Origin of the sequence: Bordetella sp. N, assembly GCF_001433395.1 — a bacterium.
Classification (GTDB): domain Bacteria; phylum Pseudomonadota; class Gammaproteobacteria; order Burkholderiales; family Burkholderiaceae_B; genus Bordetella_C.
On record NZ_CP013111.1, the window covers coordinates 3,161,474 to 3,185,854 of the forward strand.

Annotated in this window: 24 protein-coding genes; 13 read left to right on the forward strand and 11 right to left on the reverse strand. The window is 63.6% G+C overall.

All coding sequences use genetic code 11. The annotated features are described in order from the left end of the window. Window positions 1-99: 99 nt before the first annotated feature. Window positions 100-1,059, reverse strand: coding sequence for an alpha/beta fold hydrolase (locus ASB57_RS13430; protein WP_231755419.1), 960 nt, complete (start codon window positions 1,057-1,059; stop codon window positions 100-102). Window positions 1,060-1,162: 103 nt separating this feature from the next. Between ASB57_RS13430 and ASB57_RS13435 the strand changes: the two genes are divergently transcribed. Then, window positions 1,163-2,161 (forward strand): PdxA family protein, encoded by a 999-nt coding sequence (locus ASB57_RS13435; protein ID WP_057656130.1) that lies wholly within the window; start codon window positions 1,163-1,165, stop codon window positions 2,159-2,161. Between the two features lie 59 nt (window positions 2,162-2,220). Here the strand turns inward: ASB57_RS13435 and ASB57_RS13440 are convergent, their stop codons facing one another. The 3 genes from ASB57_RS13440 to ASB57_RS13450 form a co-directional block, all read right to left on the reverse strand. Then, window positions 2,221-2,946 (reverse strand): haloacid dehalogenase type II, encoded by a 726-nt coding sequence (locus tag ASB57_RS13440; protein WP_057652687.1) that lies wholly within the window; start codon window positions 2,944-2,946, stop codon window positions 2,221-2,223. A gap of 229 nt (window positions 2,947-3,175) precedes the next feature. After that, on the reverse strand, window positions 3,176-4,513 hold the full coding sequence (locus ASB57_RS13445) for a CdaR family transcriptional regulator (protein ID WP_057652688.1): 1,338 nt from the start codon (window positions 4,511-4,513) through the stop codon (window positions 3,176-3,178). Continuing rightward, complete coding sequence (locus ASB57_RS13450; protein ID WP_156414158.1) at window positions 4,510-5,247, reverse strand: haloacid dehalogenase type II; 738 nt, start codon at window positions 5,245-5,247, stop codon at window positions 4,510-4,512. Before ASB57_RS13450 ends, ASB57_RS13445 begins: the two co-directional genes overlap by 4 nt. 192 nt (window positions 5,248-5,439) lie before the next feature. On the opposite strand from ASB57_RS13450, the gene ASB57_RS13455 reads away from it, so the two are divergent. Together ASB57_RS13455 and ASB57_RS13460 are read left to right on the forward strand one after the other, a co-directional pair. Further along, entirely contained in the window at window positions 5,440-6,303 is an 864-nt protein-coding gene (locus tag ASB57_RS13455) for a PDZ domain-containing protein (RefSeq protein ID WP_197425051.1), read from the forward strand. 293 nt (window positions 6,304-6,596) lie between these two features. Then, window positions 6,597-6,824 (forward strand): hypothetical protein, encoded by a 228-nt coding sequence (locus ASB57_RS13460; RefSeq protein WP_057652690.1) that lies wholly within the window; start codon window positions 6,597-6,599, stop codon window positions 6,822-6,824. 140 nt (window positions 6,825-6,964) lie between these two features. On the opposite strand, the gene ASB57_RS13465 is transcribed toward ASB57_RS13460, so the two are convergent. The 3 genes from ASB57_RS13465 to ASB57_RS13475 form a co-directional block, all read right to left on the reverse strand. Continuing rightward, window positions 6,965-8,200, reverse strand: coding sequence for an ATP/GTP-binding protein (locus ASB57_RS13465; RefSeq protein WP_057652691.1), 1,236 nt, complete (start codon window positions 8,198-8,200; stop codon window positions 6,965-6,967). 258 nt (window positions 8,201-8,458) lie between these two features. Then, window positions 8,459-8,782, reverse strand: coding sequence for a DUF4148 domain-containing protein (locus ASB57_RS13470; protein ID WP_057652692.1), 324 nt, complete (start codon window positions 8,780-8,782; stop codon window positions 8,459-8,461). Between the two features lie 218 nt (window positions 8,783-9,000). Continuing rightward, on the reverse strand, window positions 9,001-9,621 hold the full coding sequence (locus tag ASB57_RS13475) for an FMN-dependent NADH-azoreductase (RefSeq protein WP_057652693.1): 621 nt from the start codon (window positions 9,619-9,621) through the stop codon (window positions 9,001-9,003). A gap of 110 nt (window positions 9,622-9,731) precedes the next feature. Here ASB57_RS13475 and ASB57_RS13480 point away from each other — a divergent pair, with 110 nt between their 5' ends. After that, entirely contained in the window at window positions 9,732-10,166 is a 435-nt protein-coding gene (locus ASB57_RS13480) for a helix-turn-helix domain-containing protein (protein WP_057652694.1), read from the forward strand. 3 nt (window positions 10,167-10,169) lie between these two features. On the opposite strand, the gene ASB57_RS13485 is transcribed toward ASB57_RS13480, so the two are convergent. Together ASB57_RS13485 and ASB57_RS13490 are read right to left on the reverse strand one after the other, a co-directional pair. Next, window positions 10,170-10,421, reverse strand: coding sequence for a hypothetical protein (locus ASB57_RS13485; RefSeq protein ID WP_057656132.1), 252 nt, complete (start codon window positions 10,419-10,421; stop codon window positions 10,170-10,172). A 39-nt stretch (window positions 10,422-10,460) separates the two neighbouring features. After that, window positions 10,461-11,240 (reverse strand): IclR family transcriptional regulator, encoded by a 780-nt coding sequence (locus ASB57_RS13490; protein ID WP_057652695.1) that lies wholly within the window; start codon window positions 11,238-11,240, stop codon window positions 10,461-10,463. Window positions 11,241-11,452: 212 nt separating this feature from the next. Here ASB57_RS13490 and ASB57_RS13495 point away from each other — a divergent pair, with 212 nt between their 5' ends. The 9 genes from ASB57_RS13495 (at window position 11,453) to ASB57_RS13535 (ending at window position 21,549) form a co-directional block, all read left to right on the forward strand. Further along, window positions 11,453-13,036, forward strand: a complete 1,584-nt coding sequence (locus tag ASB57_RS13495) for an ABC transporter substrate-binding protein (RefSeq protein WP_057652696.1) — start codon at window positions 11,453-11,455, stop codon at window positions 13,034-13,036. Between the two features lie 60 nt (window positions 13,037-13,096). Then, window positions 13,097-13,942 carry an alpha/beta hydrolase gene (locus ASB57_RS13500; RefSeq protein WP_057652697.1) on the forward strand — a complete coding sequence of 282 codons (846 nt, stop codon included), beginning with the start codon at window positions 13,097-13,099 and terminating at the stop codon, window positions 13,940-13,942. Between the two features lie 3 nt (window positions 13,943-13,945). Beyond that, window positions 13,946-15,553: a gamma-glutamyltransferase gene (ggt, locus tag ASB57_RS13505; protein ID WP_057652698.1), complete on the forward strand. Its 1,608-nt coding sequence runs from the start codon at window positions 13,946-13,948 to the stop codon at window positions 15,551-15,553. 10 nt (window positions 15,554-15,563) lie between these two features. After that, complete coding sequence (locus tag ASB57_RS13510) at window positions 15,564-16,541, forward strand: ABC transporter permease (protein WP_057652699.1); 978 nt, start codon at window positions 15,564-15,566, stop codon at window positions 16,539-16,541. After that, entirely contained in the window at window positions 16,541-17,464 is a 924-nt protein-coding gene (locus ASB57_RS13515) for an ABC transporter permease (RefSeq protein WP_057652700.1), read from the forward strand. Before ASB57_RS13510 ends, ASB57_RS13515 begins: the two co-directional genes overlap by 1 nt. Next, the gene (locus ASB57_RS13520; RefSeq protein ID WP_369822861.1) at window positions 17,461-18,468 is read left to right on the forward strand and encodes an ABC transporter ATP-binding protein; all 1,008 of its coding nucleotides are present in this window, start codon (window positions 17,461-17,463) and stop codon (window positions 18,466-18,468) included. Before ASB57_RS13515 ends, ASB57_RS13520 begins: the two co-directional genes overlap by 4 nt. Continuing rightward, complete coding sequence (locus tag ASB57_RS13525) at window positions 18,465-19,478, forward strand: ABC transporter ATP-binding protein (RefSeq protein ID WP_057652701.1); 1,014 nt, start codon at window positions 18,465-18,467, stop codon at window positions 19,476-19,478. The genes ASB57_RS13520 and ASB57_RS13525 overlap by 4 nt, the downstream gene beginning before the upstream one ends. 110 nt (window positions 19,479-19,588) lie before the next feature. Beyond that, complete coding sequence (locus ASB57_RS13530) at window positions 19,589-21,109, forward strand: serine hydrolase (protein ID WP_057652702.1); 1,521 nt, start codon at window positions 19,589-19,591, stop codon at window positions 21,107-21,109. Window positions 21,110-21,270: 161 nt separating this feature from the next. Further along, complete coding sequence (locus ASB57_RS13535) at window positions 21,271-21,549, forward strand: hypothetical protein (protein WP_057652703.1); 279 nt, start codon at window positions 21,271-21,273, stop codon at window positions 21,547-21,549. A 33-nt stretch (window positions 21,550-21,582) separates the two neighbouring features. On the opposite strand, the gene ASB57_RS13540 is transcribed toward ASB57_RS13535, so the two are convergent. Further along, entirely contained in the window at window positions 21,583-22,530 is a 948-nt protein-coding gene (locus ASB57_RS13540) for a tripartite tricarboxylate transporter substrate binding protein (protein ID WP_231755460.1), read from the reverse strand. 307 nt (window positions 22,531-22,837) lie between these two features. Next, entirely contained in the window at window positions 22,838-24,379 is a 1,542-nt protein-coding gene (locus ASB57_RS13545) for a malonyl-CoA synthase (protein WP_057652705.1), read from the reverse strand. Window positions 24,380-24,381: the final 2 nt, after the last annotated feature.

Below are 24,381 nucleotides of genomic sequence, written 5' to 3' on the forward strand. Positions count from 1 at the left end.
AAGCGGCCCCGGGGACCCGGCGCCGCGGCTTCCCCGATGATGCCGGCGCGCCAGCGCACGGCAATGCTGCGGCGCGCATCGCACGCCGCAGCCATCACATCACGCTTCAACGCGCGCGGGCTCGTGCCCGGAGAAGAATTCCCAGAACGCGCGATAGACCAGATCCGGCCGCTGTTCGGCGGGATAGTGCCCCGTGGGTATCGCCCACCCACGCAGGTCAGGCGCCCAGGGCTGCCACGCCTCGACCGGCTTGAAATGCCGCCCGCAGTGACTGTTCGAGCCCCACAGCACCAGCACCGGGCAGGCAATCTTCTTCTTGCCGAAATCGGCGGTGTCCATGGCCAGGTCCAGCGTGACCGTCGCGCGGTAGTCCTCGCAGATCGCATGGATCTGCTCCGGCGTCGTGCAGCGCTTGTATTCCGCCATCGCTTCCGGACTGAATATCTGCAGGCCCACGCCTTTCTTGTTCAGCTTGTAGTCCATGTAGTAGTTCAGGTCCGAGGTGATCAGCTTCTCCGGAAACGGCGCCTTCTGCGCCATGAAGAACCAGTGGTAGGACTCCAGCCCCCATCCCAAGGTGACATTGGTCAGCACGTGGTGGGTCGGCACGATGTCCAGGGCAGCAACGCGTTCGATGCACTCGGGAAAATCCAGGGCCATGCGAAACGCCACGCGGGCGCCACGATCATGGCCGGCCACCGCGAACTTCTCAAAGCCGAAATGGGACATGACCGCGACGTTGTCCTCACCCATCGCCCGGAAGGAGTAAGCCGCATGATCCTCGCCGCCATCAGGCTTCGCGCTGTCGCCATAACCGCGCAGGTCCGGCGCGACCACCGTGTAAGACTTGGCCAAGGTCGGCGCAATGCGATGCCAGCTGACATGCGTCAGCGGATTGCCATGCAGCAGCAACAAGGGCGGCCCTTCTCCGCCGATGGCGACATTGATCTCGGCGCCGGCGGTGCGCACTTTTTCATAGCGGAAGCCGGTCATCAAACCGCCTTGATACTCGGGAATCGGCGGCATTTCTTGCATCGTGGCGGCTGTCTCTTGGCCCATTATCTTCCTCCAGATTTCGTGCTATCGTCGTTCCGCTCCTGTAAATTGTCAACAGTCTTTGATTTACAAAAAGATGAACGCATCCTCCACCGAGAAGGACATCATGAGCACACTTCCCATCATCGCCCTCACCCCCGGGGACTGCACCGGCATCGGTCCCGAACAACTCGCGCGCATCCTGCATGACAAACGCCTGGCGGACATCGCCCGTATCGTCGTGGTCGGCGACGCGCGCGTGCTCGACCTGGGCATGCGCCAGGCCGGCGTTTCCTACGACTATCGGCGTTACGACAGCCCGGCTTCCGTGGATTGGACCGATGCCGCGGTGCCGCTGGTCGACCTGGCCAATACCGATCCCGCGCTGTACCCGCCAGGCGTCGGCAGCGCGGAGTCGGGGCGGCTTACCGGTGAAACGCTGGCGCGCGCCATCGAGTTCGCCAAGGCCGGAGAAGTCGACGCCATCAGCTTCGCGCCCTTGAACAAACGCGCCATGTTCGATGGCGGCTGGGAGTTCCCGGACGAGCACAAGATGTTCGCGCACCTGCTCGATCATCACGGCTATTTCAGCGAGATGAACGTGCTGGGTAATCAGTGGATGTCGCGCGTCACCTCGCACATCGCGCTGCGCAAGGCACTGGACCAGATCACGCGGGACGCCATCGAGGAAGCCATCGAGCTGTCCGACACGATGATGAAGAAAGCGGGCATCGCGCAACCGCGCATTGCCGTGGCCGCGCTGAATCCGCATGGCGGGGAGAACGGCCTGTTCGGCACGGAAGAGATCGACATCATCCGTCCCGCCGTCAAGGCCATGGCGGCGCGCGGCATTGCCTGTGCCGGGCCCTTCCCTTCGGACACGGTCTACTTGAAAGCCTTCGCCGGTGAATACGACGGGGTCGTGTCGATGTATCACGACCAAGGCCAGATCGCCACGAAGATGCAGGGCTTCAATCGCGGCGTGACGATCACCGCGGGACTGGATACGGTGTTCACCACGCCTGCGCACGGGACGGCCTTCGACATCGTCGGCAAAGGTGTGGCGAACACCGGGGCGATCGAGGCGGCGGTGGCTCTGGCCAGCCGCCTGGCCGTCAGGGCTTGAGCACTAGACCTGCGCGTGCCCGCGCGTGGCGTACAGCACGCCCGGCGCGCGCGGCGGGATTATTTCCCCATCGCTTCCCGATGCGCCTGCGCCAGGGCCGCCATGCTCTTGAAGTGAAAATCCACATGCGGCGTGTGTTCCACGGGCATGGTCGCGCCCCAGCCGTCCTGATCGTGCCGGCGATCGATCCATGCGGACGCCAGGCCGAAGGCATTGGCCGATGCGTGATCGTGGAACAGGCTCTGCGCGGTGTGCAGGATGTCTTCGCGCTCGAAACCAAAGTCCGCCCGCAGATGCGCCAGCAGGTAGTCGAAATTCCTGCGGCTGGGCTTGTAGGACCCGATGTCCTGCGCTGAGTAGATCGCGTCGAATTCGACCTTGAGGCGCTGATTGCTGCTGCGGAAGGAGATGCGGTCGACGTTCGACAGGATGACCAGTTTGTAGTGCTGCTTCAGATACGCCAGAGCTTCGGCCGAGTCCGGAAACTCGGGCCAGTCCGGCACGGATGCGCCGAAGATATTCGCTTCGGCATTGGGCACGGGAATCGCCCACTCGTTGGCCAGGCGCTTGTAGACCACCGACAGCAGCTGCGAATAAGGCATGTCCGGCGTCAGTACCTGCTGGTCGGACTCGTGGCGCGCGAAGATTTCCAGCGCCTGGTCCTTGGTCAGCGTGGGCTTGTACTTGGCCAGCAGCGGCTGCAGGCCGTTGAAGATGCCGGTTTCCCAATCGATCAGGGTGCCGTAGCAATCGAAGGTCAGGACTTTGAAGTCGGTCAGTTTCATGGGGGCTCCTTTCTTGTGTGATCCGGGCTTGCGCGCGCCTGTGGCGGCGCTGCGCTGCGGTGCTTGGTACAGAGGCAAGAATAGGCCGGGGGGCGTGTGCGCGGCTATGGTGGAGTCGTAGGAGACGGGTACGTGGCGGCCCTGCTTTATGTAGGAAGGACCTCCGATCTAGGCATCAGACAGGGCCATCGGCCAGGACCATCGGAGAAGACCATCGAGCGCGTGCCGGCTACCTGCCCCCCTCCCCTTGCTCCGTCAATCGCATCAAGGCCACGGCCACCTGCAATTCGAAGCGTATCGCCTGGTCCTCCAGCGATACGCCGATCAGCGCCGCGATCCGCTCCAGCCGATAACGCAGCGTACTGATATGGACGTCCAGGCGTCGGCTGGACACCGCCAGTTGAAAGCCTTCCTGGCACAGCACTTCCAGCGTTTCCAGCAGCGCCTCCGACTTTTCCCCGCGCAAGGGCCCCAGCCGTTTTTCGATCAGCATGGCGCGCGCGGTGGCGTCGCCCAGCAAGGCCTGGGGGAACAGCACTTCGTCGAAATGGTGGATGCGGCCGGGCTTGAGCACGCCGACCAGGGATTGCACGTCCGCGCCGCCCACCGCCATGCCGCGTGCCCCTTGCTGGGGCCGGCTGACCGCCAGCGCGGCGCCCTTGCCGCCCAAGGTCTTCCACAAAGGCGCGGGATCGTGGGGCTCCCGCAGGAGAAAGGTGATCTGGTTGAGCGAGATGAACAGCAGCGCCGGCTCCCCGGCCTGGGCCAGGTACTGGCGCAGGCGCTGTACCAGCCGCTCCTGCCGCAGCAGCCCTACCCGGGACAGCGGCAAGGGTTCATCCAGCAGGATCAGGCAGACGCGATAGGTGCCCTCCGGGTCCCAGCCGTTGATCGCCGCGCGTTGGCGCAAGGCCGGCGTGTCGTCGAAGCGCCCTTCCAGCAGGGAACCGACGAAGGCGTAGCCCAGGCGTTCCTCCTGCACATCCAGCGCGCGTTGATGGGAGATATGCAGGGCCGCGATAAGCACGGCGTGCTCCATGGCCAGGGCGTCCAGTTCGGTCAGCGGAGCGTCGCCCTCGTCCAGCCACAGGATGGCGACCAGGCCGCCGGCGATACGCACGGGGCAGCCCAGACGTTGGCCGCGGGGCTTGCCGTCAGCGGCGCCGTAAGCGGTGCCGTCAGCCGTGCCCCCAGCGGTGCCGTCACCCTCCCCGCCAGCAGCGCCGGTACCCTCCTGCTCAGCGCCCGCAACCGGCTCGATCGCCACCGGTGCGACGCTGTCCTGGATCCGCTTCAGCCCACCGGTCTTGTGCAGGGCGACGACATAGCTTCTTTCGCGCTCCTGGTCGCCGTCCGCTTCATGGCTGCCACCCAACACGCCGCCCTCCTGGTCGACGAAGGTGGCTTTGCGGGCCAGCAAGGCGGACAGTGCCGTGGCCAGATCGGCCAGGCTGTGCGCACTGACGGCGGCGTTGGTGAGCGCGATGCGGATGTCCTTGAGCCTGGCCAGCGCGGCGCTTTCCTGAAGCGCCAGCGCCGTCGGCGGCGCCTTGCCTCGGGCCGTCATGGGCGCTCCGGTTCGTGCTGCTCGTCCGGGCCCAGCGCGGCGTCCGCGAACGAGCGCATATCGGGATAGGTGAAATCCGGCTGAGCCACCGCGGCTGGCGTGGCGCCGGGGCCCGGCCTGCCTTGCCGGCGATGGATCCAGACGCACGCCAGCCCCAGCTGCCGCGCGGGCACGTGGTCGTGGAACAGGCTTTCCGACACATGCAGCACCTCTTCCCGCCGGACGCCTATCGTTCCCAGGGCCAGGCGGAAGTTATTGAGCGACGGCTTATAGCTGCGGGCCTGCTCGGCCGTGATGATGTAGTCGAAGTCGATGCGCAGATGCCGGTTCGACAAAGCGAAGTGCTCGTCGTCGCAGTTGGTGATCACCGCCAGTTTGAAATGGCGCTGCAAGCGCAGCAAGGCGGCCCGCGAGTCTTCGAAAGCGGGCCAGTCGCCCACGGAGTCGGCGAGCGCCTGCAGCTCGCCGTCGTCCGGCTCGAAGCCCAGGTCGTGGGCGACGCGCTTGAGCGTTTCGACCAGCACGTCCCGGTACGGCAGATAATCGCCCGCGCCCACCTGGGCCTCGTGCTGGGCGAACAATTGCAGCGCCTCGCTTTCGCTGCGCTGCACGCCATGGGCTTGAAAGACCTTCTGCAGCGCATGGTTGAGGCCGGTTTCCCAATCGATCAACGTGCCATACACGTCGAACGTCAGAACCTTGATCCCGCCCAGGTGTTCTTTCAAGCCATCCATCCCTATCGTCCTCGTCCGCCAGCCAACAGGCCAGACCCGACTTTAGCGTTGAAGCCTGAAATAACGCGACTTCAATCCGTTTCAATCCGAATTCTAAATCTCCACGGTTGATTAGTATTCAGTCGTCGTAGCCCGCAGTCTCGTACCAGAAAATGCGCCCGCGAATCGATGGCAACCTTAAAGGAGAAGAATATGAGCGTCACACAACTAATCCGGGCTATTACTGTTTTGGCGCTGGGGGTATCCCTTACCGGCTGCGTAAATTTCTACTCGGACTATTATCGCCAGGCCAACGGCATGGATGTCACTGCCATCAAGGCCAATCGGGCTGCCCCGCCCCCCGAAGACCCCATCGTTGAACGGGTCGCGCCGCCAGTAACGCCCGAGCAGCAGACCGCTTTTTTCTATGGCTACGCAAAGCGGGGATACAGTCTGTTGGGCTACTCGTCGTTCCACACCACCAGATCCACCATCAATGACCAGCTTGCCGTCAAGCAGGCGAAGGAACTGCAGGCGGACCTGGTCGCCATTTACAATCCCCGCTACACAGGCAGCACCACGCAGACGGAAACCCGCACCGTTCCGGTAAGTTCGACGACCACGGACGTCGAAAACGAATCGAAGACCAAGGGTCCGCGCGGCACGACCAAGACTACCGATAAAACATCAGTGACCACGACGGTCACGGCCACCGAACTGGTGAACGTAAGCTACGACCACTACATGTACGGCGCCAGCTATTTCGTCAGGCAAAAGCCAGGCTTGGGCATCCTCATGCGCGACCTGGACGACAACGAGCGCAAAGCGCTGCAGACCAACAAGGGCATACATATCCTGGTGGTCGTCAACGACAGCCCGGCATTCCATGCTGACATTTTGGTGGACGACGTCATCCTGACCATGAACGGGCAAGCGGTCATTCCCGCAGATTTCCGCGCTTTGGTCGCAGCCGCCGCAGGCCAGAACGTCACGCTGCAGATCGTCCGCAATGGCAAGAAACTGACCAAGACGATCCCGCTGCCGGCGGCCGCGCCGCCACCCAGCGCCGGCGCTTAGCCGTTTTCCTAAGGAGCGTAGCGTCGTCGGCGGCGGCGATACCCGGAGTCGCTGGCGAAGCCCGAGGAGGCGCTCATGCACTGGAGCCGAGACGATTTCTAGATCAGCTCAACGGTGCGAAGAAGCTGAGCGAGGCTGGGTTCCACAGCCGCCACACGCACAATCGCATCCATATTGATCATCCGTTTGAGTTGCGGGCGGGACATCGGTTTCCTGTACTCGGGCCACGCCCGGGCAAGTGCCTCGAGCGCGCGCCTGCTATTGGCCGGCCGATTCGTTCCCCGCGTCGGTAAATGGCGAAGCAGCAGTGCTTCGAAGCACGGATCCTGCCACACGAGCAAGATGTTGTTTCGTTCAGCCATGCGCTGCGCTCTCGTGGCCCGCTGAGCGTCCAGCGCGACCTGGTCGCTGTCAAGAAGGAGAAAGCAAGCTTCAGGGGGCGTGCGTCGAGCTGTTTGCTAGCCAATATGCGCGACAGCGACCTCGACACGCGCAAGCGGATCACCGGCGCCTCGGCCTAGATCGTCAATCTTCAGATAGAACGGCCGGTCCGCCTCGACGATGAAGTCTTGAAGCAGGGCAGCGTAACTGGCTTCGGAAGCGCCCTCGCAACCGATATAAATCAGCCGTTTGAGGGGTCTATGGGCGGGGCGGCGACGATTCATCCGAGCAAAGGCACTCCACCATATGCGCCACTCAAATATTTGCGATAGTGGTTCTCATCGCGCCGGACTTTCACGTCCATCAGGCTGAAGAACTGCGAGCGGCCCTGGCGGTCCTTCTCACAAATCGCAATTTCTTCCTTCTGCAAATCGTCGAGGAGAGAGGCCGAATGGCAAGAGAGCAAGAGCTGCGCATCGAAAGCGTTGCGCGTCCTGTTGTCATAAAACCATCGCAGTAGTTCCGGAAGTACCAAAGGGTGGATAGCCGCGTCCATTTCGTCGATCGCTGCAATGCCGCCCCGGTCGAGCGCGCTAATCAAATACGGGAAAATCTTGATAAAAGCACGGGTCCCATGGCTTTCAAGAAGCCATGGCATTTCCTGCTCCAACCCGGCGTGTTTGAACATGAGGTGAGCGCCGCCGTCCTTGCCAGTCTGAAACCTCAAGCCCTCAACCCCGACATCGATGCGGTTCATCTCAGCGCTCAAGCGCGAGAGAATGTCAGGCTGCGCTTTCAGGTACTCAATCACTGCCTGGTCATTACTGGAATGCGCAACCGGCTCGATCGAGAAGAACGCTTTGCGTGCGCTTTCGACAAAGATCAGAGCGGCGGGGTGCTGAAACTTGGCAAAGGAAGAAAGAACGGTATGGTTCGCGGCCAGAGTTTTAACCAAGTGCTGAAAGCCTGACAGGCTGAATGACTTTGAGCCTCTTACCTTGCCATCAACGTCACGGTCGAACACGCGTTGCCACTTACCCAGCCCTCCCGGCTTCTGCTGTAAGGCCTCATGCTGGATGCGTGTGGCTGCGCCATTGGCAACTGCTATCGTCAGTTCATAGCGGTACACGCCATGCTCGACCGTTTCCCCGGATTGCGCTCGCGCCAAGACGTCCGGCGAGACATTTACGATCCCGCCAAGCTCAATTGCCAGCTTGATCGGCCGGTTCGCTGATTCCACATCATTGAAACGTTCGCAGCCAGCGAATCCCGGTACCGTGCGCTGCACACTGTCTCGGGCCATCGTAACGATGAACTCGAGCGCGCGTAGTACGGTTGTCTTGCCAGACGCGTTCGCGCCGAAGAGAACGACGACTTTCGGTGCGCGGGCGGCCGAACCCGTAAAAATTGGCGCAAAGCGGCTATCGACGTCCGGCACCTTGGCGTCGATTGTCAAATCAAGCACCTGCCGGTCGCGCACAGAGAAGAAGTTTTCGACTTCGAGTCTATATAACATAGCTGTAATTCTAGCCGCTCAATTCGCTGTTTTCAACGGATTTTCGTCAAAAAACCGACTTGACAACATCTTTCACGAAGCATGAGCCTCTCGAAGAACACATTAGTCATCCTGAAAACAGCACGGCCCCGTGCGAGGAGACACGGGGCCGTGGTACTGCATCGAGAGGAGTTTCAGAACTGCACCCGCCTCTCATCGGGCAACCCGTCAGGCCAGCATGCCTGGCGAGCCGGACTTCACATCAGGTGACCCTGCGGATCAGCCTTGGAACGGTACGTTATTCAGATCACCGAAGGCGGTTGCGCCAGGCGTCTTCGCAGCGTCGGCGGCGACTTGGGCGCGCGACACGTTCGAATCCGCTTGAGCGGCGAACGGCACGTTGTTCAGGTCACCCCGAGCAACCAGGCCTTCGCTCTTGGCTTGTTGCAGTTCGGCTTGAATCTGGCTGCGGCTCGCCGAGTTGTCGGCTTGCGTGTAGTTGCCGTGGAAAGGCACGTTGTCGATATCGCCGCGGGGGGTGGCGGCTTGAGCGGCGCCAATCAGGGCAAACGAAACGATCAACGAAGTGGCGATGGTTTTCATGGCAGTTCTCCTAGTCCTATCTCAGTGGGAGCAGACCGGTTCGGGTCATTCCGAGAGGTCTGTTGCTGTTCCCGATGACTGAATTCTGCGCTCGCAAGGACTACGGATAAACCCGAGTTTCGCCAAATGACCTTTCCAGAAAACGTGGCAATGGGGCTATTGCCGCTATATATGGTGCCTATCGAACCAGCCCGTCCCAGGCGATAGCCCCCGCCGGCTCAAGCCGCCTTGGCGAGGACCGACTCGACGACCGCTTCGGCATTGGCGATGGCGACTTCCGCTACGGCGGGGCCGTAGCCCAGACCTTCGACGCGGATCTGCTCGATGTCGGTCAGGCCGATGAAACCCAGGGTGTGCTTCAGGTAGTTCGAGTGGAAGTCGAAGGCGGCAAACGGGCCTTCGGTGAATACAGCGCCGGACGCGGTGACCAGATACACCTTCTTGCCCGTGACCAGGCCCTCCGCTTTACCGTCGGCGTACTTGAAGGTGACACCCGGCCAGGTGATGTGATCGACCCATGCCTTCAGTTGCGTCGACGGCCCGAAATTGATCATCGCCGAACCGATGACGACGATGTCGGCGGCCTGCAGCTCCGCCACCAGGGTCTCGGCCTGCGCCACGGCCACGCTTTGCCCGGCATCGCGGCCATCGGCGGGCAGCATGCGGCCCTGCACATAGGCCGCGTCGATATGCGGCAAGGACTGGGCGTACAGATCGCGTATCGTCAGCGTGCTGCCGGCGAGCTGCTTGTTCAGCTTGTGCGCCAGGTCGGCCGCCAGACGGCTGGTCTGGCTTTCCGCGCCGCGCGGGCTGGAGGTGATCAGCAGGATATTGCTCATGGGGTGCTCCTAGGTATACAAAGAGAACTGGGTAATCTTTAGATAGTCGATTACCTTCAGATACGGAGGATGGTAAATTTCCTCCCTCCGCCCCACAAGAAGGCACATCCATGTCACCGAGGCACACCAAGCTGCCTGACCCCATGCCGAAACCGCAGGAAGGCGGCTGCGCGGCGACGCGCCTGATCCTCGACCGCGTCGGCGATAAATGGAGTCTCTACATCATCGCCACCTTGTCAGGGGGCAGCCGCCGCTTCAATGAACTGAAGCGGGAAATAGACGGCATCTCGCAAAGGATGCTGACCCTGACCCTGCGCGGCCTGGAGCGCGATGGCCTGGTCTCGCGCACGGTGTTCCCGACCATCCCTCCACGGGTGGATTACGAACTCACCGAATTGGGCGGCACTTTGCTGCAACCCGTCATGGGACTGCTCAAATGGGCCCACGACAACCAGACGATCATCGAGGATGCGCGGCTGCGTTTCGATGAAGAGCCGGAGCAGGATCAGGTGCTGATCAAGGGCGTGGTTTACCAGCGGCGGTAAGGATCAATTGCGGTTGATCGCGTCCTGCGTATCCCTGACGAACCAGGGCAGATTCAAGCGCTCCCCTTCGCCGGACTGTATGGTCAAGCGCTGACCCTGCGCCCCATTCCCACCGTTGGGCCCCTGCGCCGTGCCAGGCGGCCGGCTTCGATAGTCCATCCCGGTCTGTTTGGGCGGCGTATCCGCGCAGCCGGCAACCACCGCGCACGCGATGGCGACAAGGACCGGCTGCACCGCTGAACGTATCGTCTTCATCATGATGATGGCTCCCGCTTACCGCTTATCGCTTGCCGCTTACCGCGTATCACGCCAGCCAAGCTTGGCCGACAGCCGCGCCGACGCTTCCAGCAACTGCGTGATGGCGAAACGAAGATTGTCTTCGGTCATCCGTATCGCCGGCGCCGAAACATTCAATGCCGCGACCAGCTTACCGCCTTTCGCGTACACCGGCACCGACGCGCTGACCAGATGCTCGGACACCTCCCCGCGGCTGACAACGTAGCCCTTGCCGCGCGCCTCTTCCAGCGCAGTGCGTAAAACGTCGCGCGCGACGGGCATATCTTCCGCCACGTAGATGCGATCGAGGGTGCTCTCGATTTCCTCGTTGGTGTCGAACGCCAGCAAAGCCTTGTTCGACCCCATCCCCAGACGCCGCCGCCGGCCAAGCACGATATGGACGCGCAGATCCCGGTTCGGCTCCCAGCGCGCGATGCAGACGGACTCATCGCCTTCCCGTATCCGCAGCTGCGTGCTTTCCTGCACGGCTTCGCCCACCCGGCTCAGTTCCGCCGTGGCCAGATTCGCCAGGTCGATCTGCGTGGTCGCCGCGCTGCCCACGAGCAGCGCCGCATGGCCCAGGCGAAAGCGCTGGTCCTCGGTGCGTTTGACCAGCCCGCACTCTTCAAGCGTGCGCAACAAGCGATAGGCACGGGCCTTACCCAGGCCATTCTTGCGGGCCAGTTCCGTCACGCCCAGATCCGGTTCACCGCAGACAGCGAACAGCAAATCCATGGCGGTGCGTACCGATTCGATCGTGTAACCGGAGCGATTGGAAGGCGAAACGGACAGGGTCATAGGCGCGGCCAAAAGAGGTTGAGTCGACAGAGTAGCCGACGCCGAGATTGTACTCGCCTCTCGATTTCTGTCTCGCTATGCGATACAGGGTATCTCCTGAGTTGCCACCAGTGCCTCCGGAGTCGCACCATGACGCCGTTGTCAGCCGCTGGATCGTCAAGAGTCCGGCCTAGAAACCATTCCGTTTCAACACTTGGAAGAGATAAAAACGCATGCGTTCTCCCAGCCGCCGCCGCTTCCTGGCCAACACCACGGCGCTTGCCGCCGCAGGCTCGTTCAGCCCCCTGGCCTTCGCCCAGGAAAAGCCCTTGACCATCGGCATGGCCGCCCCGCCCACGACGCTGGACCCGCATATGCAGAGCAACGCGCCGAACAACGCGGTGGCCATGCACATCTTCGACGCCCTGGTGACCAACGACGCCAAGTCGCAGTCCAAGCCCGGCCTGGCCACCTCCTGGCGCCTGATCGATGACACGACGTGGGAGTTCACGCTCAATCCCAAGGCCGTCTTCTCCGACGGTGCGCCGCTGACGGGCGAAGACGTCATCGCGTCCATCCAGCGCGTGGGGGTGATCCCCAGCATCACGCCCTTCACGACCTACACACGGTCCATCGCCGACATGTCCGTGCCGGCTCCCGGCAAGCTGATCATCAAGACGCATCAGCCCGATCCGCTGCTGCTGAACTCCCTCAGCCGCATCCGCATCATCAGCAAAAAATACGCGCAATCGCCCAGCGCGGATTTCAACAACGGCAAGGCCGCCATCGGCACCGGTCCGTACCTGTTGAAAGAGTACGTACCGGAAAGCCGCGTGGTGTTGGTCCGCAACCCGCACTACTGGGGCCCCGCTCCGCAGTTCGAGAACGTGGTGCTGCGCATCGTCACCGACGCCGGCGCACGCCTGGCGTCCCTGCTTGGCGGCGACTGTGACCTGATCGAAACCGTGCCGTCCGAAGGCATCAACCGCGTGCAGTCCAGCGGCAACAAGCACATCATTCGCGGCGTGTCCTCCCGCATGGTCTACATGACGATGGACCAGGGCCGCGACGTCACGCCCTTCGCGACGGACAAGAGCGGCAAACCCTTGCCGAAGAATCCGTTCAAGGACGAACGCGTGCGCATGGCTTTCGCCAAGGCCATCAATCGCGACCTCATCATCAGCCGCGTCATGCAGGGCAATGCCGTGCTGGCCGACCAATATGTGCAGCCGGGCACCTTCGGCGCGTCCAGCAAGATCAAGCCGGTGGCCTACGACCCCAAGGGCGCCAAGGCGCTGCTGGCCCAGGCCGGCTACCCGGACGGCTTCAAGCTGACGATCCACAGCTCCAACAACCGCTACATCAACGACGCGGCCATCGCCCAGGCGGTCGCCCAGTTCCTCACGCGCATCGGCATCGAAACGACGGTCGACGTCATGCCGTGGTCGGTTTATGCGTCCCATCTGAGCAAGGGCGAGTACAGCTTCATGCTGGCTTCCTGGGGCACCAACACGGGCGAAACGTCCAACCCGCTGCTGGCCACCGCCGTCAGCTACGACGCCAAGGCGGGCACCGGCGCCAGCAACTACGGCCGTTATTCCAATCCCGACCTCGACAAGCTGGTGCTCCAGGCCAAGTCGACGATGGACGACGCCAAGCGCGAAGCCATGCTGTCCCAGGCCTGCGAGACCGTCTTCAACAGCAATGTTCTGCTGCCCCTGCACAACGAAGTACTGGTCCTGGCCGCCCGCAAAGGCATCACCTACGAGACCCGCGTCGACCAGTACACGCTTGCGATGGGCGTCACCAAGGCTTGATCCAGATTACCCGGCGCCGTCCCCCCGCGGCGCCCATACATTCCATAGAGAGACCCAGCAATGTCCGATAAGGATCAAGACCAGAAAGCCGCCAAGTTCTACGGGCTCGGCAAGACGGCCGTTTTCGCGAGCAAGAAAGACCCCCGCTTTTCCTACATCATGTATGTCCCGCCCTGCGTGGGCGACGGCGAGAAGGTCGACCTGCTGGTCGCCGTCCACGGCACCAGCCGCACGTCCTTCCTGGACTTCCGCGACGGCTACGCCGAATTCGGCCACTGGAACAAGGTCGCCATCCTGTGCCCGCTGTTCCCCATCGGGGTGCTGGGCGATGACGAGCGCAGCGGCTACAAGTACATGAAGGAAGGCGACATCCGCTACGACCAGGTCGTCCTGGACATGGTCGATGAAGTCGCCGGCAAGTACGGCCAGGACTGGAGCACGTTCGCCATGTTCGGTTTCTCGGGCGGCGGGCACTACACGCATCGCTTCGCCATCCTCCACCCGCGCAAGCTGTGGGCGGCGTGCATCGGCTCGCCTGGCTCCGTCACCCTGCTCGACCCCGCCAAAAAATGGTGGGTGGGCCTGGACGGAATCAAGGAGCAGTTCGGCATCACCTTCGACAAGGAAGCGCTGGCCCGCGTGCCCGTGCAGATCGTCGTCGGCGACGCCGACCTGGAAACCTGGGAAATCACGCACAAGCCCGGCGGACGCTACTACATGGAAGGCGCCAATGACGCCGGCGGCACCCGTCCGGAACGGGCGCGCGCGCTGGCCGAATCCTTCCGCGCGGCCGGTGTCGATGTCACCTTGAACCTGGTGCCCAATATGGCGCACGACCGCATGAAGGCCGTGCCCTACGTGCAGGAATTCCTGGCCAAGACGCTCGCCAAGCGCCGCAAGGGGTAATCGATGAAGAACGGAGTCATAGTCGCGGCGCAACCCGAAGCCGCCGAAGCCGGCGCGGAAGTCCTGGCCCGGGGTGGCAATGCCGTCGACGCCGCGCTGGCCTGCGCCTTCGTGCAAGGTGTCGTCGATCCGCAGATGTCGGGGATCGGCGGGTTCGGGTCCATGCAGGTCTACCTGCCGGGCAAGGGCGTCCACGAGATCCTGGAGTTTTACGCACGCGCGCCGCTGGCCTGCACCCCCGACATGTGGGTGGACAAGCTGGTGGGCCAGTCGGCCGACGGCTTTGGGTACATCCTCAAGGACAACATCAGCGAGATAGGCTACCTGGCCGTCTGTACGCCGGGTAGCGTCAAGGGCTATGCCCACGCGCTATCGCACTATGGCACCTTCGACTGGGCCGATCTGATCCAGCCCGCCATCGAATACGCCCGCAAGGGCTTCATGGTGCGCCCGCATGTCAGCAGGTATTGGTCGCAGGACCAGAGCAAGGCGCACCTGGCCAACACGCGCGACAAACTGGCCTTCAGCGAAACCGGGCGCGAAGTCTACTTCCGGCCGGATGGATCGCTGAAAAGCGTCGGCGATACCGTCATCAACCTTGAGATGGCCAATACGCTGGAGCGCCTGGCGCGCCTGGGCCCGGACGATTTCTATCACGGCGAACTCGCCGGCCAGATCGCCGATGACTTCGCCGCCAACGGCGGGCTGATCAGCCGCAAGGACCTGGCCGAATACGCGCTGAGCGTGACCCAGCCGTTGTGGGGCGAATACCGCGGCCACCGCATCGCCACCAGCCCGCCACCCGGCAGCGGCCTCACCATGCTGCAACTGCTGCACATCATGGAGAACTTCGATGTCGGCGCGATGGAACACGGTTCGTACGACCACGTGCGCACCCTGGCCGAAGCCATCAAGCTGATGACCGTGGACAAGGACCGCTACATGGGCGACCCCCTGTATGTGGATGTCCCCGTCGAAAAGCTGCTGTCCAAGTCCTACTGCGCTGAACTGGCGCGCGGCATCGCCGCGGGCCAACGCGCCAAGGTCACGCGCCTGGACGCGTCGCAGCGCGACACCACGCATATCTCCGTCGTCGACAAGCACGGCAATGCGGTCGCCCTGACCCATACGCTGGGCAGTCCGTCCGGCGCCATCACCCGTGGCCTGGGCTTCATGTACAACGGCACCATGGCCCGCTTCGATCCCCGTCCCGGACGGGCGTCATCGATCGCCCCGGGCAAGCGCCGGGCCAGCTCGGCGGCGCCCACCATCGTCTTCAAAGACGACAAGCCCTACATCGTCCTTGGCGCACCGGGCGGAACCTATATCGCACCGTCCGTGGCCCAGGGCCTGATGAACGTGCTGGATTTCGACATGTCGATGCTGGAAGCCGTCAGCGCGCCCCGCATCACGGCCGTCTCCAACGCGATCGAGGTGGGCAACCGGGTGCGGCGCAGCGTGACGGACCGCCTGCAGGCCGAGGGCTATGACGTCAAGCGTTCCCCGACCAGTTATCCCTACGCCGCCCTGCACGGCATTCGTATCGATGGCGACGTCTGCAAGGGCGCCGCGGATCCCCAGCGCGATGGTTGCGCCTACTCGGTGACTTGAGCCCACATCTATGACCGTATGGATCTTCCGCAGGCTGTGGCAGGCCTGTCTGGTCATGCTCGCCATGAGCGTGATCGTCTTCATTGCCACTAATGTGCTGGGCAATCCAGTGGACATCCTGATCTCTCCGGACGCCACGCAACTGGATCGCGCGCACATCATTGCCCAGCTGGGATTGGACCAGCCGCTCTGGCGGCAGTACTTCTCGTTCCTGGGCTCGGCACTGCACGGCAATCTGGGCACCAGCTTCGTCTATAGCGAACCGGCCATCCACCTGATATTTCAACGGATGCCGGCCACCCTGGAGCTGGCCATCTCGGCGGTGCTGCTGTCGGTCTTTATCGGCATTCCGCTGGGCCTGTTCGCCGGGCTGGCGCCGGAGTCGATCTTCGCCAAAGGCACGATGGCCTTCAGCATCCTCGGATTCTCCCTGCCGACCTTCTGGGTGGGCATCATGTTCATCCTGGTGTTCTCGGTCGAACTGGGCTGGCTGCCCGTGGGCGGCCGCGGCGAAACGGCCGCGCTGTTCGGCATCCAGTGGTCCTTCCTGACCGCGGACGGCCTGCGCCACCTGCTGCTGCCGGCCCTCAACCTGTCGCTCTTCAATATCGCGCTGGTGCTGCGCCTGACCCGTGCCGGCGTCGCGGAAGTGCTGCCGCAGGAATACATCAAGTTCGCCCGGGCCAAGGGCATTTCCGAGACGCGCATCATCTTCGTCCACGTCCTGAAAAACCTGATGATTCCCGTGGTGACGGTGGTCGGCATGGAATTCGGTTCGGTCATCGCCTTTTCCGTCGTCACCGAAAGCATCTATTCCTGGCCGGGCATGGGCAAGCTGATCATTGACAGCATCAACTCGCTGGACCGGCCGGTGATTGTGGCCTACCTGATGGTGATCGTGCTGGTGTTCGTCACCACCAACCTGGTCGTGGACTTTCTTTATACCGTGCTGGATCCCCGCATCCGGCTCAATGAGGGAGAGCAGTAATGGAAGCGCCCCTTGTCACCGCGCCGGCCGCCGAGCCGGCGGACGTGCCGTCGATGCGGCGTCTGGCCGTGTTCGCCGCCTTCGCGCGCTCACGCCTGGCCGTGCTCGCACTGGCCATCTTCGTGCTGCTGGCCCTGGTGGCCATCCTGGCGCCGTGGATCGCCCCGCAGAATCCCTATGACCTCGGCCAGATCTCCATCATGGACGCGCGCCTGGCGCCCGGCAGCGAGAACATGGACGGCGGCCACTATTGGCTGGGCACCGACGACCAGGGCCGCGACATGCTGTCGGCCATGTTCTACGGCTTGCGCATTTCCTTGAGCGTGGGAATCATTTCGGCCCTGATCGCCGCGCTGGTCGGCACGTCCATAGGCATCCTCGCGGCCTATGCGCGCGGCCGCCTCGAAACCGTGTTGATGCGCCTGGTCGACCTGCAGCTTTCCTTCCCCACCATCCTGGTGGCCTTGATGATCCTGGCCTTGCTGGGCAAGAGCGTGCTGAACGTGGTGCTGGCCCTGATCATCGTCGAATGGGCCACCTATGCACGGGCCGCCCGCAGCGCGGCGTTGGTGGAGCGCGGCAAGGAGTATGTCGAAGCAGCACAGGGCCTGGTGCTGTCACGCTGGCGCATCGTGTTCCGTCACCTGCTGCCGAATTGCCTGCCCCCCATCATCGTCATCATGACCATCCAGATCGCGCGCGCCATCGCTTTGGAGGCCACCTTGTCCTTCCTGGGCCTGGGCGTTCCGGTCACCGAGCCCAGCCTGGGTCTGTTGATCGCCAACGGCTATCAATACATGTTGTCGGGGCTTTACTGGATCAGCTTCTATCCGGGCCTGGTATTGCTGGTGGCCATCGTATCCATCAACCTGGTTGGCGATCGCTTGCGCGACGTCCTGAACCCGCGCAGGAAGCCCACATGATGCAAACGCCAGACATCAAGGAAAGCCTGGCCCCCGCGCCCATCCTGCGCATCGCCGGCCTGCGCACCGAATTCGGCAGCCCCGCGCAGCCGGTGCGCGCGGTCGACGACGTCAGCCTGGACATCCGCCGCGGCGAAATCGTCGGCCTCGTGGGTGAAAGCGGTTCCGGCAAGTCGGTAACGGGTTTTTCCATCATGGGCTTGCTGGACGGCGGCCGCATCGCTGGCGGCCAGATCCTCTTCGACGGCGAGGATATCGCGCAAGCCTCTTCCCGCCGCTTGCGGACCCTGCGTGGCAAGCGCATCGCCATGATCTTCCAGGATCCGATGATGACCCTGAACCCGGTCCTGCGCATCGACACGCAGATGATCGAGGCGATCACCGCACATGAGAAAGTATCGACCGCCGTGGCCCGGCAACGGGCCTGTGACGCGCTGGCCAAGGTGGGCATACCCAGCCCCCAGGAGCGCCTGCGCGCGTATCCGCATCAGTTCTCCGGCGGCATGCGCCAGCGCGTGGCCATCGCCATCGCACTCCTGCACAACCCGGACCTGATCATCGCCGATGAGCCGACCACGGCGCTGGACGTGACCATACAGGCACAGATCCTGTCCCAGGTGCAGAAGCTGGCGCGGGAACACAACACCGCCTGGCTGTGGATCACCCATGACCTGGCCGTCGTGTCGCGCCTGGCGGATCGCCTTGGCGTCATGTACGCCGGCCGCATCATCGAAAGCGGCACGGTGAAACAGGTGCTCGGGTCGCCGCGGCACCCCTACACCATGGGCCTGCTGAATTCCGTCCCGGACCGCAACGAGCGCGGCCGGCCACTCAGCCAGATCCGTGGCGCGCCGCCCATCGCCGGCCGTTTCCCGCCCGGCTGTCCCTTCCATCCCCGCTGCCCGTCCGCCACCGCGGAATGCAGCAGTTCGGCGCCGCAGACTACTGGCATGCAAGGACACGATTTCCGCTGCCACCATCCCCTTGGAGCATCACTATCATGACCAACGATGCACTCACGCCGATGGTCGAAGTCGACGCGGTGTCCCGCCGCTTCGGCCGGCGCCAGGACTGGATAGAGCGTGTGGCGACCCGCCTGGGACTCGCCAAGCAACCGCCGGTGGTGCGCGCCGTGGACGACGTCAGCTTCACCGTCCGCAAGGGCGAGGTCGTGGGACTGGTAGGTGAATCCGGCTGCGGCAAGTCGACCTTGGGACGCATGGTGGCCGGCTTGCTGGCGCCCTCCTCCGGCGAGGTCCGCATCGAGGGACAGGCCCTGGGGCTGAAGAGCGCGGCGCGCGCGCAAGACCGCCGCGCGCACCTGCGCACCCAGATGATTTTCCAGAATCCCTATGCGTCCTTGAATCCGCGCCTGACGGTGGGCGAGATCATCATGGAGGCGCCGCTGGCGCATGGACTGGTCAAGGGCAAGCCGGCGGACTACCTGGCGCAGCAGATGGAACGCGCGGGGCTGAATCCCGCCTATCGCGACCGCCTGCCGCACCAGTTCTCCGGCGGCCAACGGCAACGCATCGGCATCGCCCGGGCCTTGGCCGTACAGCCGGAGCTGCTCGTCTGCGATGAATCCGTCGCCGCGCTCGACGTCTCGATCCAGGCCCAGATCCTCAACCTGTTCATGTCGCTGCGCGACGAGCTGGGGCTGACGTATCTCTTCATCAGCCATGACCTGGGCGTGGTGAAGCACATCTCCGACCGCGTGGTCATCATGTACCTCGGGCGGGTCGTCGAGGAAGCGCCCACGGAGACGATCTTCGCCCGTCCCAGCCATCCTTATACCCAGGCCCTGTTGGCGGAGGTGCCGCGCATCGACACGGACCGACGCGAGTTCAGCACCATCCAGGGCGAGCTGCCCAGCCCGCTCGCGCCGCCCAGCGGCTGTCATTTCCATCCGCGCTGTCCGCATGCGATGGATCGGTGCCGTACCGAAGCGCCGGAGATCCGCATGATAGGTCCGCAGCACCGCGCGGCCTGCCATCTGGTGCCGGCTCAGTAGTCGAGGCCCGGTAGTCTCGGCCCGGTAGTTTCGGCCCATATGTCGCGACCTATATTTCGCGGCAGTACCTGAATAACGGCAATTCAAGACCTACGCAGGAGTATCTGGTCATGCAGTCAACGCATTCTGATGGACTCGATCGTGCCGCCCCGGCGACACGCGGTATCGATGCCGCGGCGATCCGCGGGTTCCTCGACGGTCTGAAGACAGAAGGACTGGAGCTGCACAGCTTCATGTTCTGGAAGGACGGCGCGGTGATCGCCGAAGGCTGGTGGGCGCCCTACGCCCCGGACCTGCGGCATATGCTGCATTCGAGCGTCAAGAGCTTCGTCGGCACGGGCATCGGCCTGGCCGTGGACCGGGGCCTGATTTCCCTGGATGCCAAGGTCGTCGACTTCTTCCCGGAACACGTGCCGGCCGACGCGCCGCCCGCCGTGCACGAGATGACCGTGCGCCACCTGCTGACCATGACCAGCGGCCACGGATCGGGCATCTCCGGCGGCGAGTGGCGACGTCTGACGACCAGCTGGATCGCCGCGTTCCTCAAGGAACCGATGGTCTATGCGCCTGGCGAACGCTTCGTCTATTGCAGCGGCTGCTCCTACATGCTGGCCGCCATCCTGCAGAAGGTCACCGGTGAGCGGGTGTGCGACTGGATGGAATCCCGCTTCTTCCAACCTCTGGGCATCAAGGATCTCGCCTGGGACGTCAGCCCCGAAGGCGTGAACACGGGCGGCAACGGCATTCGGGCCAAGACCTCGGACCTGCTGAAGCTGGGCATCGTGCACATGCACGGCGGCCAGTGGCAAGGCGAACAGTTGCTCAGCCGAGAATGGACCGCGGCGGCCACGGGTGCACAGATCAAGGACATTGTCATCGGTGCTTTCGATGGCAAGCGGTATGCGGATCCCAGCGCGCCTGGCGCGGAAAAGCGCGAAGGCTATGGCTACCAGTGGTGGCGAGGCCCGGACAACACGTTCACGGCCAGCGGCCTCTTTGGCCAGCATGTGATCGTGTTTCCCGACCACAATGCCGCCATCGCTTTCACCGGCGGCATCGCGCCGCGCGAGAAGCGGGTGCACCGCCTGCTGTGGGAAAACATCGTCGCGGACATGCAGCAGCGCCGCCCCGCCACGGCCGAACCCGTCCGTGCCAATGCCGACCTCGCCCAGGACCTTGCGGCCCTGACGCTGCCCGTGGAGTACTCACGCGACATTCCGTCGTCGCGCAAGGATTTCGCCGCGCGCTACGCCATCGCGGCCAACGACGACAAGGTGTTGCGGATCGCCTTGGACTGCAGCGGCGACGACTGCACGTTCACGTTGACCGATGATAGAGGCACGCATCAGGTCAAGGCATCGTTTTCAAGCTGGCTGGACGGCAGCACGTCCATGACGGGCTGGCAGATCCACCACTCCTACCAGCCCGACCAGACGCGCGTGCTTGCCCGCGCCTTCTGGCGCAACGAGAACGAGCTGGTGATGGACTGGATCTTCGTCGAGACCGCCTTCCGCGACCACGTGGTGTGCCGCTTCGACGGCGACACGCTGACCTACGACCGACGCGTCAATACCAACTCGACGCGCAAGCAGATGGATCAGCTTACGGGGACGCGGGACCAGAACGACTGACGCGGCTGGAGTCGTGACCTGAGGGGCGGCCTGGGGGGAGGCCTGAAGGGAGGCCTGACGCGGCGCCCGACGTTGAGGACAGCGTTATATTTGCGCCATGGCGGCGAATCGCGGGTTCATTCGGCGCCCCCTTCCGTCCGGATCCGACCCAGAGGCTGACCATGAAACCGATTACCGTCGAAACACTGCTCGGAACGCTCACGGCGCAGTCGGCGCTGCTGTCATCGCTGATACGCGTATTACCGCTGGATGCGCTGCGCACGCTGGAAGCGGACTTGATGCGCGAAGCGCAAAAGGCCAACGTCTATCTAGTCGGCCAGGCCGCTTCCGCGGAAGTACTGGAAAGCCATGACGAACAAGTCGCGGCGAACCTGGCGGTCGTGCGCGAGGCCTACGCGCAGAAGGAACGCCAAGGCACCAACGACAACGGCGGCGGCTAGCGGAAGCCGGTGCTTCCGCCAGCCGTTTCCCCGTCAATCCAGCGTCACCCCCGCGTCCTTGACCACCTTCGCCCACCGCGCGATCTCGCTGTCGACGAAGGCCCCGAAGGCCGGCCCGCTCATATCCGGGATATCCGACCCGTTACTGGCCCACTGCTCCTTGATCTTGGGGTTGTTCAAGGCCACTTTCACTTCCCGGATCATCCGGTCGATAGCCGGCTGGGGTGTGCCTTTCGGCGCCCATAGCGCATACCAGGTCGACACCTCGAAGTTCTTCACCCCCGCCTCGGCTGCTGTCGGGACGTCCGGGAAACTGGGCGACCGCTGCGCCGACGCCACCGCCAGCGCCTTGATGGTTCCGGCTCGTATCTGCTGCGCCGAAGACCCCAGGCCATCGAAGGCCAGATCCACCTGCCCGCCCATCAGCGCCGACATCATCGGCCCGGCGCCCTGGTAAGGCACATCCACCAGGTCTATCCCCGTCTGCATGGCAAACAGCTCGCCGGCCAGGTGATGCGTGCTGCCCTTGCCCGCCGTGCCGAAATTGATCTGCCCGGGCCGCGTCTTCGCGTAGGCGATGAACTCCTGCAGGGTCTTGACCGGCAGTTTGGACGTATTGATGACCACCACCTGCGGCGGTTGCGCCAACAATGCCACCGGCACGAAGTCCTTCTGGATATCGTAGCTGAGTTGCTTGTACAGGGACGGCGCCAGCGCATGATGCGCGCCACCCATGAAGAAGGTATAGCCGTCCGGCTTGGCTTTGGCCGCCACGCCGGCGCCCACGGTGCCGCCTGCACCACCCTTGTTGTCGATGACGACCGCGTGCCCCATCTGCTGGGTCAATTGCGCGGACAGGGGCCGCGCGAAGGTGTCGGTGCCGCCACCCGCGGGGAACGGCACGATGATGGTGACTGGACGTTCCGGCCAGTCGGCCCGCGCCAACCCAGGAACGCTCAAGGCCGCGACGGCGGCCGCCATGGCGGCACACGCCGCGATGCTGTTGCGTAGCTTCATGTCTCTCCTCCCGATGCTGCGTAGGATGGGCAAGGCCCATCGATTGGGACAGCTCCGGTGCGGGCTGTCGTTTTTACTGTTCTTACGCAAACCGATTTGATGAAATTTTTGGGAAAGTCCCCCCTTGATTACCTACGTTGATAAGAAGAACTCGGCCGGCCAGAGGCCGGCCGAGTAGTGAGAGTCAAATCCTGCTAAAGCGCAGGAGCGACGTCAGCCTACCCACGAGTACTCCCAGCGCCCGCACAAGCGACGTGCGCAGACGCGGCGATCAGCCTTGCCCGTACGTATCGCGCAGCACGTTCTTCTGCACCTTGCCCATGGTATTGCGCGGCAGTTGCTCCGCGACATGGATACGCTTGGGTACCTTGAAGTTGGCGATGCGCGCCTTCAGTTCCGTCTGCATGGCGGCCGGGTCCAGATTGGCCCCCGCGCGCGGCACCACCACCGCCACCACGGCCTCGCCGAAGTCCACGTGCGGCACGCCGATCACCGCGGATTCCGCCACGCCAGGCATCTCATCGATGATGGTCTCGATTTCCTTGGGATAGACATTGAACCCGCCGGAAATGATCAGATCCTTGCTGCGGCCAACGATGGACAGATAATCGACCGGAATCGGATGCCCGGCCGCTTCGCCGCCCCACCGTCCCACGTCACCCGTCTTGAACCAGCCGTCCTCGGTGAACTCCTCGGCCGTCTTCTCCGGCATGCGCCAGTAACCCGAAAACACGTTAGGCCCCCGCACCTGCACATTGCCGATGTCGCCCGGCGGCAAAGCCACGCCCTTGTCGTTGACCACGCGCACGTCCACGCCAGGCAAGGCCGGCCCCACGGTGCCACCCACGCGCGGTCCCAGCACCGCATCGTAGGGATTGGACGTCAGCATGACGGTCTCGCTCATGCCGTAACGCTCCAGGATCGTGTGACCCGTGCGCGTCTGGAACTCGCTGAACGTTTCCGTGAGCAAGGGCGCCGAGCCGCTGATGAACAGCCGCATGCGCGCGCAAGCCTCGCGCGTGAAGCGGACATCGCCCAGCAGCCGCACGTAATACGTCGGCACGCCCATCATCACCGTGCTTTGCGGCAGATAATGCAGAGCCTGATCCATGTCCAGCTTGGGCAGCCAGATCATTTTCGCGCCGGCCAGCAAGGCCCCGTGCGACGCCACGAACAAACCATGCACGTGGAAGATCGGCAGCATGTGCAGCAGCACATCATCGCTGCGCCAGCCCCAGTATTCATTCAGCACGCGCGCGTTCGCCGCCAGATTGCCGTGCGACAGCATGGCCCCCTTGCTGCGCCCCGTGGTGCCGGACGTGTACAGGATGGCGGCCAGGTCATCGTCCTCGCGCTGCACGGTGCGGAAGGTCTGCGGCTGGCCCGCGGCCGCTTGCAGCAAGGTGCCGGTGCGATCCTCGTCCAGCGTAAAGACGTGCGCCGCGCCGGACTTGTCGGCCAGCCTGCGCACCCACGCCTCATTGACGCTGGAGCACACCACCACCGCGGGTTCGGCATTGCCCAGGAAGTATTCGATCTCCGCCTCGCGATAGGCGGTATTCAGCGGCAGATAGACCAGGCCAGCACGCAAAGTGGCCAGGTACAGCAGCAGCGCCTCGGGCGACTTCTCCACCTGCACCGCCACGCGCGCGCCCTTGGGCAAATCCAGCGATTTCAGCAGATTGGCCAGGCATGCGCTGGCGCGATCGATGTCGTCCCAGGTATAGCGCAAGGTCGGCGTTTCTAGCGCGATCTTGCTGCGGTCTTGCGGGAAACCCGCCTCCAATACGGCATACAGATTGGAATTGCTCACCG

What these genes read in the sequence shown, in the direction of transcription:
- ASB57_RS13440 (WP_057652687.1), bottom strand. Translation starts at nt 2,946, where the DNA reads ATGAAACTGACCGACTTCAAAGTCCTGACCTTCGATTGCTACGGCACC.
- ASB57_RS13490 (WP_057652695.1), bottom strand. Translation starts at nt 11,240, where the DNA reads ATGACCCTGTCCGTTTCGCCTTCCAATCGCTCCGGTTACACGATCGAA.
- ASB57_RS13435 (WP_057656130.1), top strand. Translation starts at nt 1,163, where the DNA reads ATGAGCACACTTCCCATCATCGCCCTCACCCCCGGGGACTGCACCGGC.
- ASB57_RS13430 (WP_231755419.1), bottom strand. Translation starts at nt 1,059, where the DNA reads ATGGGCCAAGAGACAGCCGCCACGATGCAAGAAATGCCGCCGATTCCC.
- ASB57_RS13465 (WP_057652691.1), bottom strand. Translation starts at nt 8,200, where the DNA reads ATGTTATATAGACTCGAAGTCGAAAACTTCTTCTCTGTGCGCGACCGG.
- ASB57_RS13470 (WP_057652692.1), bottom strand. Translation starts at nt 8,782, where the DNA reads ATGAAAACCATCGCCACTTCGTTGATCGTTTCGTTTGCCCTGATTGGC.
- ASB57_RS13475 (WP_057652693.1), bottom strand. Translation starts at nt 9,621, where the DNA reads ATGAGCAATATCCTGCTGATCACCTCCAGCCCGCGCGGCGCGGAAAGC.
- ASB57_RS13480 (WP_057652694.1), top strand. Translation starts at nt 9,732, where the DNA reads ATGTCACCGAGGCACACCAAGCTGCCTGACCCCATGCCGAAACCGCAG.
- ASB57_RS13460 (WP_057652690.1), top strand. Translation starts at nt 6,597, where the DNA reads ATGGCGAAGCAGCAGTGCTTCGAAGCACGGATCCTGCCACACGAGCAA.
- ASB57_RS13520 (WP_369822861.1), top strand. Translation starts at nt 17,461, where the DNA reads ATGATGCAAACGCCAGACATCAAGGAAAGCCTGGCCCCCGCGCCCATC.
- ASB57_RS13530 (WP_057652702.1), top strand. Translation starts at nt 19,589, where the DNA reads ATGCAGTCAACGCATTCTGATGGACTCGATCGTGCCGCCCCGGCGACA.
- ASB57_RS13500 (WP_057652697.1), top strand. Translation starts at nt 13,097, where the DNA reads ATGTCCGATAAGGATCAAGACCAGAAAGCCGCCAAGTTCTACGGGCTC.
- ASB57_RS13485 (WP_057656132.1), bottom strand. Translation starts at nt 10,421, where the DNA reads ATGAAGACGATACGTTCAGCGGTGCAGCCGGTCCTTGTCGCCATCGCG.
- ggt (WP_057652698.1), top strand. Translation starts at nt 13,946, where the DNA reads ATGAAGAACGGAGTCATAGTCGCGGCGCAACCCGAAGCCGCCGAAGCC.
- ASB57_RS13445 (WP_057652688.1), bottom strand. Translation starts at nt 4,513, where the DNA reads ATGACGGCCCGAGGCAAGGCGCCGCCGACGGCGCTGGCGCTTCAGGAA.
- ASB57_RS13515 (WP_057652700.1), top strand. Translation starts at nt 16,541, where the DNA reads ATGGAAGCGCCCCTTGTCACCGCGCCGGCCGCCGAGCCGGCGGACGTG.
- ASB57_RS13450 (WP_156414158.1), bottom strand. Translation starts at nt 5,247, where the DNA reads ATGGATGGCTTGAAAGAACACCTGGGCGGGATCAAGGTTCTGACGTTC.
- ASB57_RS13540 (WP_231755460.1), bottom strand. Translation starts at nt 22,530, where the DNA reads ATGGCGGCCGCCGTCGCGGCCTTGAGCGTTCCTGGGTTGGCGCGGGCC.
- ASB57_RS13495 (WP_057652696.1), top strand. Translation starts at nt 11,453, where the DNA reads ATGCGTTCTCCCAGCCGCCGCCGCTTCCTGGCCAACACCACGGCGCTT.
- ASB57_RS13535 (WP_057652703.1), top strand. Translation starts at nt 21,271, where the DNA reads ATGAAACCGATTACCGTCGAAACACTGCTCGGAACGCTCACGGCGCAG.
- ASB57_RS13510 (WP_057652699.1), top strand. Translation starts at nt 15,564, where the DNA reads ATGACCGTATGGATCTTCCGCAGGCTGTGGCAGGCCTGTCTGGTCATG.
- ASB57_RS13455 (WP_197425051.1), top strand. Translation starts at nt 5,440, where the DNA reads ATGAGCGTCACACAACTAATCCGGGCTATTACTGTTTTGGCGCTGGGG.
- ASB57_RS13525 (WP_057652701.1), top strand. Translation starts at nt 18,465, where the DNA reads ATGACCAACGATGCACTCACGCCGATGGTCGAAGTCGACGCGGTGTCC.